At 56.3% G+C, this 10,819-nt stretch carries 9 protein-coding genes; all 9 read right to left on the reverse strand.

All coding sequences use genetic code 11. The features are described from left to right. Positions 1 to 306: 306 nt before the first annotated feature. Positions 307 to 3,246 carry a cation-translocating P-type ATPase gene (locus LKK40_RS09625; protein ID WP_304310385.1) on the reverse strand — a complete coding sequence of 980 codons (2,940 nt, stop codon included), beginning with the start codon at positions 3,244 to 3,246 and terminating at the stop codon, positions 307 to 309. 193 nt (positions 3,247 to 3,439) lie between these two features. Next, positions 3,440 to 3,727, reverse strand: coding sequence for a hypothetical protein (locus LKK40_RS09630; protein ID WP_304310386.1), 288 nt, complete (start codon positions 3,725 to 3,727; stop codon positions 3,440 to 3,442). Between the two features lie 17 nt (positions 3,728 to 3,744). Then, entirely contained in the window at positions 3,745 to 4,683 is a 939-nt protein-coding gene (locus LKK40_RS09635; RefSeq protein ID WP_304310387.1) for an aldo/keto reductase, read from the reverse strand. A gap of 219 nt (positions 4,684 to 4,902) precedes the next feature. Further along, the gene (locus LKK40_RS09640; protein ID WP_304310388.1) at positions 4,903 to 6,336 is read right to left on the reverse strand and encodes a 6-phospho-beta-glucosidase; all 1,434 of its coding nucleotides are present in this window, start codon (positions 6,334 to 6,336) and stop codon (positions 4,903 to 4,905) included. 55 nt (positions 6,337 to 6,391) lie between these two features. Continuing rightward, positions 6,392 to 6,727: a PTS lactose/cellobiose transporter subunit IIA gene (locus LKK40_RS09645; protein ID WP_304310389.1), complete on the reverse strand. Its 336-nt coding sequence runs from the start codon at positions 6,725 to 6,727 to the stop codon at positions 6,392 to 6,394. 5 nt (positions 6,728 to 6,732) lie between these two features. Beyond that, complete coding sequence (locus LKK40_RS09650) at positions 6,733 to 7,035, reverse strand: PTS sugar transporter subunit IIB (RefSeq protein WP_304310390.1); 303 nt, start codon at positions 7,033 to 7,035, stop codon at positions 6,733 to 6,735. 208 nt (positions 7,036 to 7,243) lie between these two features. Further along, the gene (locus LKK40_RS09655; protein ID WP_304310391.1) at positions 7,244 to 8,578 is read right to left on the reverse strand and encodes a PTS sugar transporter subunit IIC; all 1,335 of its coding nucleotides are present in this window, start codon (positions 8,576 to 8,578) and stop codon (positions 7,244 to 7,246) included. Between the two features lie 373 nt (positions 8,579 to 8,951). Further along, complete coding sequence (locus tag LKK40_RS09660) at positions 8,952 to 9,773, reverse strand: HAD family hydrolase (protein WP_304310392.1); 822 nt, start codon at positions 9,771 to 9,773, stop codon at positions 8,952 to 8,954. A 64-nt stretch (positions 9,774 to 9,837) separates the two neighbouring features. Then, positions 9,838 to 10,545 carry a GntR family transcriptional regulator gene (locus tag LKK40_RS09665; protein WP_273221803.1) on the reverse strand — a complete coding sequence of 236 codons (708 nt, stop codon included), beginning with the start codon at positions 10,543 to 10,545 and terminating at the stop codon, positions 9,838 to 9,840. Positions 10,546 to 10,819 lie beyond the last annotated feature (274 nt).

Raw genomic sequence — 10,819 nt, forward strand, 5'->3', positions numbered from 1 at the left:
CTCCTGAACTTGCCACCTACTTACCACTTACTAACCAGAGGTGTTAAGTTAAGTGGTAAGTAGGTGTCAAGTTTCGCTGCCGGTGTCCTGTCGCAGAACACCGGCAGAGGCCGAACGCGCCGCATGCGCCCCATCCACTAGTACCTTTGTCACGCAAATGAGGCTGTTTGCGTGACAACCGTACTAGTAACCTGCCAGTCCTAGTAGAAACATCACGCGAATAGGGTCGTTTGCGTGACAAATGTACTAGTAACCTGCTTGATTAATGAACGCGCCGCATGAGCCTCAGACCCCAAGCCCCAGACCTCAGGAGTTGTTCAGCAGGCGCAGCACACCGCGGCGGGCCTTGTGACCGGCGGCGCGCAGGCCGCTTCGCGCACCATGGTAGCCGTATTTGGCCATCAGCGTGCGAATCAGCTTGTCCCCCTCGCTGAAGACGAGCACGCTCAGCCCCAGCGCCCAGCAAATGAGCCATTCCGTTGCCGAAAGCGGGCCGACACCCAGTACTGCAGCGGCAGCCGGGATGTACATGACACTCGCGTGCACGATCAGTGCGAGGACTGCTGCAATCAGCAGGAAGGGGTTGCGCAGCGGATTGAGCCGGAAGATCGAGATGTTCTCCGAACGCGCCGACATCGACATGAAGAAGTTGAAGAGCACCAATAGTGTCAGCGCCATCGTCCGCGCGGTCGTCTCATCATAGCCATCGTCGATCATCACGCGGAACATGACGAGAATGCAGATGGCCATCCACAGCCCGCACACCGCGGTTCTGGCCCACATAGCCGCCGAAAGCAGCCCTTCGTTCGCCTTGCGTGGCGGGCGGGAAAGCTCGTCGCCCTGGCCGGGTTCGAAGGCGAGCGCGATATCCTGCACGCCGTTGGTGACGAAGTTGATCCAGAGCATCTGCAGCGGCATGAAGAGCAGCGGCATTTCGGCAATCACATTGACGCCAACTGCGATCACGGCCGCGACCGCTGTGGAGAGCAGGAAGAAGGCCGATCCACGAATGGCCTTGAAGGTGACGCGCCCTTCACGCACCGCTTGCGTGATGGTGACGAAATTGTCGTCGGTGAGCACCACGTCACTGGCCTCGCGGGCCACGTCAGTGCCCGACTCGCCCATGGCGATGCCGACGGAGGCGGCCTTCAAGGCCGGAGCGTCATTGACACCGTCGCCAGTCACTGCGACGGTATGGCCCTCGTCTTGCAGGGCCTCCACGATGCGCAGTTTGTCCTGCGGCGATACTCTGGCCGCAATCGAAGTCTCTTTGAGCCGGGCTTTGAGCACTTCATCGCTCATTTCGAGCATTTCGCTGCCGGTTATGGCGTTGTCAGTGTGGCGCAGCCCCAGCCGCTCGCCAATCGCCTGCGCGGTCAGCGGGTGATCGCCGGTGATCATCTTGACTTCGATGCCGGCCTGCGCGCATTGCGCAATCGCCTCGCGCACGCCTTCACGCGGCGGATCGAGCATCCCCTCAAGCCCTAGGAAAATCATCGATTCCGGTTCACGGTAATCCTGCGGGCGGGCGTCCGGCCCGAGTTCACGCATGGCCACGCCGATGACGCGCAGCCCCTTGCCGCCCATAGCCTCGTAGACTTCATCGATGCGGGCAAGGTCGATTGGCTCGGCCGCCGCGCTGCCGTTGCTGGCATCGGCACTATGATCGCCAGTTCCACCGCTATTTCTACCGCTTTCAGCAACATCAACATTCGCGCCAGTCCCGCCGTTATTTCTACCGCCTTCAACGGCCATCGTCGCGCACATGGCCGCGACGGTATCGGGCGCGCCTTTGACATATTGCGTGTAGCTGCCATCGGCGTTGCGTCGTATGGTCATCGAGTAGCGCAATTCCGGCTCGTACGGCGTTTCGAACACAATCGGCAAGTCGCGGTCGCTTTGCGAGACGGCACCCATCTCGTCGGCCGCACGGGCCATCGCCACATCCACTGCGTCACCGCCATAGCGCACCTCGCCGGATGCCTCGACGTGCCGATGCGCCTCATTGGTCAGCGCGCCGGCTCGCAGCAAACGCGCCACGTCGTCTTTCCACAGTTGAGACTCGACATCCTCCTGAGACACGCATTCGTGCGGCTGCGCTGCCCCGATCGAACACGTCTCGACTGTCATGCGATTCTGCGTCAATGTGCCGGTCTTATCGGATCCGATAACCGTAGCCGAACCCAGCGTTTCCACCGCAGGCAGCGTGCGCACGATGGCATTGCGCTTGGCCATGCGCGAAACCGCCAGCGACATCGCCACAGTCAGCACGATCGGCAACGCCTCGGGCATTGCCGCGACGGCCAGTGCGACCGAGGAAAGGAATGCATCAGTGGGGTTGCCGTTGATGATCGTGCCGCCGATGAAGACGAACAGCGCTACGATGATGACCGCAATCGCGATGCCGCGCTCGGTGCGGCTCATGATCTGCTCAAGTGGAGTCGAGGCGTGCGTGCCGATGACCAGATCGTTGATTTCGCCCAGCTCGGTGTTCGATCCGGTGCCGACAACGACGCCGCGCCCGCGCCCGCCAGTCACCATCGTGCCGGAGAAGGCAATCGATTTGCGGTCGCCCAGCGGGGCATCCCGGTCGCTTACCTTGGTGTTCTTGCTGGCATCTTCGCTTTCGCCGGTCAGCATCGATTCGTCGATGCGCAAATTATTAGTCTCGATAAGGCGCAAATCAGCTGGCACACGGTCGCCGCTTTCCAGCAGCACCACGTCTCCCGGCACAAGCGAAGGCGTCGAAAGCGAGGCCACGCGCCCATTGCGAATCACCCGGCTCGTCGGCGTCGACAGCGACGCCAGCGCCCGCACGGCTTGATTCGCCTTGATCTCCTGATAGAAGCCGATGATGGCATTGAGCAGCAGCACCACGAAAATCGCGATGGCATCCACATGATGATCCAGCGCCATCGTGACGATGCCGCAGACGATAAGCACCGCAATCAGCGGGCTTTTGAACTGCAGCAGAAACACTTTCCACTTGGGTGTCGGCACGGCGGCTTCCAGCGCATTCTCGCCGAAGATGCCGAGTCTGCGCTTGGATTCCTCGCTGCTCAGGCCGTTCGCCGCGGTGTGCAGGGCGTCCAGCGTCGCCTCCGGGCTGAGGCTGTGCCAAGCCTCCTCGGCGACCATCTCGTTCGTTACCGCAGCGATGCTCGCGCCTGTGGCGTTGCCCGTCATGATGGCGTTCGTCGCCAGTTCTTCTGCCGTCTGATTCTCTCTATTCGTCGCATTCGTCATAGTCGTGCAAGGCCTTTCATCGATCGCCATGGTCGGTTTCGGTCAGTAATCGCCGCACGTATGCCACATATGATGCGCAAATTCCCCTCGGCAGCGCATCATAGGCATCTGCCACAATCTCTATTTACGAACCTAACAAACGCAGGTAACGTGGCTCCTCTCTCGGTGAACACAGCCGATGAGCAAGGACGACCTACTTCCGGCGCGGCTTGTAGCCTCGCTTGCGCGAATGAGGCTTGCGGCGGCCCTGTGCAGATCCATGTGTAGAGCCGTGCGCTGAACCGTGCCCAGCCCCATACGCGAAGGCCGTGTCCGGGTCACGATGCGTCAGATGCCATGCCCCGCAGTATTCGCAGCGATAGACCCACAGCTGCACGCCGCGCTCGGCGAAGCTGGCCTCGGCGGCGCGCTCGGCCTGTGCCTTGTCGTGGTACATGATCTTGTTCGAGGTCACGCACCGTTTAGGAGTGAAATAATGCACGATTGCACGGCACCCGCTTACGGCAGATCGTTGCCCGCCGCGAGATAGAGGTCGTACCACTCCTGTGCGGTCAGCTCCACCTCGGTGCCGGCGACCATATCAGTCAGGCGGGAAGGAGTCATCGACCCCAGCAGCACCTGCATTTTCGCCGGATGACGCAGAATCCACGCCACCGCTATCGCGCTCTTGCCAACGTCGTACTGCTTCGCCAGCTTATCCAGTTCCTCGTTGAGTTCCGGGAATTTCGGATTATCGATAAACACGCCTTCGAAGAAGCCGAACTGGAACGGACTCCACGCCTGAATGGTCATCTGACGCAGCCGGGAGTAAGCCAGCAGCCCACCATCATGGTCGAGGCTCGGCGCATCCTCCATATTGACGTGGAACTCCTGCTGAACCATATTGGTGTGGCCCAGCCCGAACTGCAGCTGATTGACTTCGAGCTTCTGCGACACCGCGCTCTGCAGCAGTTCGACCTGCCACGGATTGACATTGCTGACGCCGAAATGACGCACTTTGCCGCTGGTCTGCAGCTCATTGAAGGCCTGGGCGAGTTCGTCCACATCCACCAGCGTGTCCGGGCGGTGCAAGAGCACGAAGTCAACGTAATCGGTTTGCAGATTCTCAAGCTCATCGTCGAGCGCCGCAACCAAATGCTTCTTCGAGAAGTCGTACCGAGTGATGTTATTCGATTCCGGATCGCGATAGATGCCGAACTTCGTCTGCACGAAAATGCTGTCGCGTTCCACGCCAAGATCGACCAGAGCCTGGCCAAAACGCCGACTGCTCTCGCCAGCCGAATAGCAATCGGCCGTATCAAAGAAGTTCACACCGGCATCGAGCACGGTTTTTACGATTTCGTCGGCCTCATCCTGCTGCTTCTCATTGATTCGCATCACGCCGAGGGCCACGCGCGAAGCCGTGACGCCTGAAGTTCCTAATGGCGCATATTTCATTGCCGCTCCTTCGAGTCTTGTGGACATATAAGTGCCCCCATTGTATGGCCTCGCCTTGTCATGGAGCGCGCCGGAACACTGCGATTGCGCTTTTGGGGCATAGTCTGACCTGTGTTATTGCGGATGCCATGTACCGTCAAACGCATGATGCCCTTTTCGTGACGCACATGCCAACATGAGCGTCACGAAAAGGGCAGTCACTTCAACGAAGAAGGCATCCTACAGCTCTTCACCGTTTGTTGCGATAACGTTTTGGTACCAATAGGAGGACTTCTTGCGGCTTCGGCGGTAAGTGCCGTTGCCTTCGTCATCCGCATCGACATAAATCAGGCCATAGCGCTTCTTCATCTCACCCGTGCCGAAGCTCACTACATCGATGCAGCCCCATACGGTGTAACCCATCACAGGTACCCCATCGAAGTCAATGGCTTTTTTTACCTGTTCAATATGCGAGCGCAAGTATGCAATGCGCGAATCGTCGGCGACGAAGCCGTTCTCATCGCACGTTTCATACATGCCCACACCGTTCTCCACAATGAACAACGGCTTGTTCCATCGTTCGTACATCTCACATAGCGAATAGCGCAGCCCAACCGGATCAATCTGCCAACCCCAGTCAGTGGCTTCGATGTAAGGGTTGGGAACCAGTCCTTTGAGATTGTGCTCCATCGAGACCGATGTGGCCCCTTCGGAACTCACAGCCGTAGACATGTAGTAGCTCAGAGAGACGAAATCGACAATGCCACCTTGAATAATTTCCAGATCGCCCGGCTCCATATGAATGTCGAAGCCTTCGCGTTCCCACCGCTTGATCAAGTACTTCGGGTATTCGCCGTGCGTGTACACGTCGCCGAACAGATATCGGTCGCGCATTTGCACCTGCGCAAGCATCACATCGTCAGGACGGCAGGTCTGCGGGTAGATCGGCACGAAGGACAGCATGCAGCCAATGCGGAAATCAGGGTTGATCTCATGTCCTGTGCGCACGGCGATGGCCGCAGCAACGAACTCGTTGTGAATGGCCTGCCAAATACTCTGCTCCACCTCATGCGGGGAAGCGTCTGGGTCAGGCATGATGCCGGAATTCGTGTATGGAAAAATCGGGGTGTGCATATTCATCTGGTTGTCGACCTCGTTGAAAGTCAGCCAGTATGTCACCTGATTCTTGTATCGCTCCATCACCGTGGTGGCGAAGCGCACAAAGCAGTCCACCACCTTGCGATTAGTGAAGCCTCCCATCCGGGCGAGATGTAGCGGCATCTCGAAATGCGAAAGCGTGACGATGGGCTCCATGCCTTTGGCGCGGTAATCCGAGAACAGCTCCTCGTAAAACTGCAGCCCCGCCTCATTAGGCTCTTCCTCGTCGCCGTTGGGGAAAATGCGCGACCACGAGATAGACGTGCGGAAACAGTTGAATCCCATATCGCGGAATAACGCGTTATCCTCGCGGAACGTGTGATAGTAATCAATGCCACGGTGATTCGGGTAATTCTTCCCCTCCATCACACCATCAGTGATTTCGCGAGCCACCCCATTCGCACCGCCAGTAAGCACATCGCATATACTTGGGCCACGCCCATCCACATTCCATGCACCTTCAAGCTGATGCGCGGCAACTGCTCCACCCCATAGAAAATCCTTGGGAAAACCCATGATTCAACTCCTTAGCTGTCGTGCGGCATACGACAAATGTCGCATGTCATATGACTTATCGTTGGCCATTAAGCTGCTTGTAGACATCGATGAGCTCCATCACCATGGTCTTGATGGTTTCGGTACCCATCATCTGGTCTTCAACATGGGTGAGCAACAGGTTCATCGTGACTGATTCGCCGGATGCCTCCTGCTGAATCATATGGGCATGCCGTTCATGGCCAATCGCGTAATGTTCGTCACCAGACTTCATCTTCGCCTCGGCTGCTGCGTAGTCTCCTTTCTTGGCAGCTTGCAGAGCTTCCATGTAATCCGATTTGGCGGAGCCAGCTTCCACAATCATCTGCATGCACAGAATTTCCATATCCATAGGTTGTTCTTCATCAGTCATCGCCGTCATTCTCCAATCAGCTCGAATGCGCGTTTGAGCACATTCTCTCCTCGTGCCAAACCGAAATCCTGCGGACTCACAGCCTCGGCAGGGACATTCGGGAACAGTTTCTTGACGCGGCCAAGCTCAAAACGAACCTGAGGCCCCAGCAGAATCACTGCGGCATCCGGCGCCTTATCTTCAATTTCAGAAATCGGATAGGCGTCAATAGCGACTTCGATGCCTTGCTTAGTGGCGGCTTCACGCATTTTCTTGACAAGAATCGAAGTGGACATTCCTTGGTTGCAGCACAACACGATATGAGTCATGATTATCCTTTCATTGGTGGCGGCGTTGCCGCCCGACTATGCTAATTGTTGCAATGCCATGCGTTGGCACGTGCGGCGTTGAGGCACCTGGCACTGGAGCGCCTTACCCGATTCACCCGGCGCGGGCGGCCGCATAGAGTCGACCACCCATGCCGTGAATCGCGCCGTGCAAATGGCCTACGCTTCAGCGGCGGCTTCTGCGTTAGCCTCAGCGTTGGCCAATTCCTCCTTGACGTAAATCCGGTCCTGCATCTTGACGAAGGGGAACCAGATCACGACAGAGGCGATGAAGATCAGTAGTTGGATGACTACGCCGCGCCATCCGCCAAGCAGGAACCCGGAGATGATCGGGGGGGGTAGTCCACGGCACCTGCATGGCACCGAACGCGGGCAGGAATCCGATGACCATAGAGCCGTAGGTGAGGATTACGGCAACCAGCGGGCCGAGCATAAACGGAATGAGCATGATCGGGTTGTACACGATTGGCAAACCGAAGATAATCGGCTCGTTCACGTTGAAGATACCGGGAGCGAGCGCGAACTTGGATAGTTCGCGAATCTGCGCGGATTTGGCGAACAACAAGCCACATACGATGAAGCCGAGGGTCAATCCGACGCCGCCATACTTGGCGAAGCAATCAATGAGCTGCGGCACGAGATAATGGCCACCATTGGCCTGCGTAACCTTGATCCCCTTGTCAATGAGGCCCTGGTTGACCAAGGAGTTGGCAGTGAGAACCGGATAGATGATGCCAGAGACCACGTTCGGCCCGTGAATGCCGCACCAGAACAGCAAGGACATAAGCAGCACGATGACGATGGCACCGACCCAGTTGTCGGTCAGGCTTTGCAGTGGCGTCTGAATAACTTTGAAGATAAGCTCAGTGAGCGAAACACCACCGAAGATCTTGCACACCTGATAGATTGCTGCGGAATAGAGCATGATGAAGAACCCGGGGATCATTGCAGAGAATGCGTTCGAAACGCCCTCCGGCACGACATCCGGCATCTTGATGCGGATATTCTTTCTGATGCAGGTGGTGTACACCCATGAGCCAATCAAGCCCATGATAATGGCGGAGATGATGCCGTTGCCACCCACCCACGCCGTCGGGAGCACACCGGGGACTTCGGCGGTCTTGTCACCTAGGGCCTTGATAGTGTCGCTGGTGACTGTCAGCGTCGAGGGGGAAACGATGAGGAAGGAAATCAGCGTCAGGATACCACAGGAGATGCCGTCCATCTTCTCGTTACGAGCGTAGGAATAGCCGATTCCCACGGCGATGATGATGGCCAAGATGCTGAATGTGGCGTTGTTGATCTGGTTGAGACCGATGTTCCAGTTGTCTCCGAAGTGACCTGCCATGAAATCGGCATAACCGGGAATCGGCAGATTTGCCAGCAGGAGGAAAATCGAGCCAACCAGCGTAGCGGGCATGGATAGCACAAAGCCGTCTTTTAGCGCGGTAATCGCTTTGGTGCTCGCGAATTTCACGAACAAGTCAAGCGCCTTCTGCGCGATGTTAGTAAGCCATTGCTTCATGAAGGGGTCCTTCCTTGGGCATTGCAGGCTACTGAATCCACACCATTGGAATTCAAGCCACCTTGCGATTGTATATGTTATTCGCACTATTCTTTGTTATTCGAATAACTTGTGCTTCCAAGTATATGGCTGTTCCTGCATCTGTCAAATGCAGGACGATAGCAAATCAGTATGAATAATCACTGAGAACAAGCCAAAAGCAGCCTATAGTTCTATGATTCGACACGCCGAAGATAAATTTATTCAAACAACTAAACATACTAGAGCGTACAACTCGCCTGTCGCTTCCGTCGCGTTCCAACACGCTCCGTTCGGGTGCATAAGGGTCTCTGCCCAAACTGTACGTGTGCGCTCCACAAGCATGCCGAAAGTCTCAAATCAGAGAGAGCCGTCTGAACGCATGAGCCAGTCCATCGTTTCCTACCTCATCGGTGATTAAGTCGGCCATATTTTTGACATCGTCCGAGGCATTGCCCATCGCCACGCCGACAGCACAGTATTCCAGCATGGAAATGTCGATTGTGGCATCGCCGAATGCAATCGTATGTGTGCGCTCCGCACCGAGATACTCAAGAAGCCGGTCAATGGCATACCGTTTCGTGATGCCGTTCACCCCAATATCTCCGAACAGGGCAGTGGCACCTTTGCCACCCCATGTGCCATGCTGGAGATCGGTGAAGTGCGCTTTGGCGACAAGGGAGTCCTCATATGCATTCAACACATAGCTGATCTTGTTCACATCGGAGCGATAGAGCTCTGCACCGAAAATCATATCGGGAAACACGCTGCGCACGGTTATTGCAGCGCCCTCTTCCTCATGCCTTTTGGCAGCGTTGTAAGCCCGCACCGCCTTCAGCGCGCCGTGTTCGAATCCCTCGCTCGCGAACAGCCCGTCATTGCCTTCCAGGTAGAATTCCAATCTGCGCTCATGCAGCCAGTCCACCACGCAACGGCATTGCTCCAAACTCAGCGTACGGTGCAGCACCACCTGGCCGTCGCATTCGACGTAACTGCCATTGCCGCCTATCATGCCGTCCAATCCGATCTCCCACAACGGCGGATACACCTCTGCCTTGCTACGCCCCGTGCAGATGAAAACCCTATGCCCGTTGCCACGAGCTTTGCGTATCGCCGTCACTGCGGAATCCGGCAGATGATTCTCATAATCGACCAGAGTCCCATCGACATCAAGCATGATGATTGCATGCGGCGCTGAACCTGCGACAGCATTATCAACCATATACCTTGCCACTGTGGACTCATTTCATAGAAGTCATGGTGAAGAATCGCGTGTTCTCGTAATGATAGGCGATATGTGAAGAGTTGAATAGCCTGCCATTGGTAAGGAATGAGTCGTCGTCAAGATACAATGCCGGGTCGCCTTCCTGAAGTCCCAGTATCTTTGCAGATACGGCGTCAAGTTTGCCAGCGTACAACACTTTATCAACATATCCGAAATTCAATCCCAGATCGTTGCGCGCATAGGCAAACAGCGACCCTTCAGCAATCTGCTCATTGATGAAAGGAACGAATTCCTTAAGATACCATGCAGTTTCATAGGCAAGCGGATGCCCATCTACTTGGCGTAGACGAACGACCTTCCACGCCTGGCTTCCTTCCTCGCAATGCATCCGTCGAGCCAGTTCAGCATCAGCCCGTATCAACGCAAGCTCATACACGATGGAAGTCACCGAACGATTGGGATATTCGGAAGAAATGCCGCGCGTAATCCCTACCGAAAGATAATCGGCACCACGATTCTCGCGGACGAACACGCCGCTTCCCCGCACTGGGAACACGTCACCGGCCTCAGCAAGCAATGCAATGGCATTTCGTACGCTATACCGCGTAGTCTGGTATTCTTCAATCAGCTGGTCTTCAGTGGGCAGTTTGCCTGCCTTAGCAAATTCTCCCGAACTAATCCGTGCTCGTAACCGTTCCGCCAGCTTACGATAGTTCTGGGCCATAGATGTTCTTTCCTTCATACAATTACGCTGCCGCGTCAGTATCTTTTGCGCGGCATACACGCACTATCGTAATACAAGATGGTAAGTTATCCGAATAACCTTATGCGCATACATCTACACTCGGATGAACGCGTCATTGTGTTTGGGTGTGCGAAGGGGCCTCGGGGATCGTGTGATCCCCGGGGCCTCTCGTGTGAAGTATAATTGCGGCGGCGTGCTACTCTCCCACGCCCTGTCGAGCGCAGTACCATCGCCGTGCTGGGTCTTAGCTTCC

It is taken from the genome of Bifidobacterium tibiigranuli, from assembly GCF_022655035.1.
Taxonomy (GTDB): domain Bacteria; phylum Actinomycetota; class Actinomycetes; order Actinomycetales; family Bifidobacteriaceae; genus Bifidobacterium; species Bifidobacterium tibiigranuli_A.

What these genes read in the sequence shown, in the direction of transcription:
- LKK40_RS09635 (WP_304310387.1), bottom strand. Translation starts at nt 4,683, where the DNA reads ATGAAATATGCGCCATTAGGAACTTCAGGCGTCACGGCTTCGCGCGTG.
- LKK40_RS09650 (WP_304310390.1), bottom strand. Translation starts at nt 7,035, where the DNA reads ATGACTCATATCGTGTTGTGCTGCAACCAAGGAATGTCCACTTCGATT.
- LKK40_RS09660 (WP_304310392.1), bottom strand. Translation starts at nt 9,773, where the DNA reads ATGCTTGATGTCGATGGGACTCTGGTCGATTATGAGAATCATCTGCCG.
- LKK40_RS09655 (WP_304310391.1), bottom strand. Translation starts at nt 8,578, where the DNA reads ATGAAGCAATGGCTTACTAACATCGCGCAGAAGGCGCTTGACTTGTTC.
- LKK40_RS09625 (WP_304310385.1), bottom strand. Translation starts at nt 3,246, where the DNA reads ATGACGAATGCGACGAATAGAGAGAATCAGACGGCAGAAGAACTGGCG.
- LKK40_RS09645 (WP_304310389.1), bottom strand. Translation starts at nt 6,727, where the DNA reads ATGACTGATGAAGAACAACCTATGGATATGGAAATTCTGTGCATGCAG.
- LKK40_RS09665 (WP_273221803.1), bottom strand. Translation starts at nt 10,545, where the DNA reads ATGGCCCAGAACTATCGTAAGCTGGCGGAACGGTTACGAGCACGGATT.
- LKK40_RS09640 (WP_304310388.1), bottom strand. Translation starts at nt 6,336, where the DNA reads ATGGGTTTTCCCAAGGATTTTCTATGGGGTGGAGCAGTTGCCGCGCAT.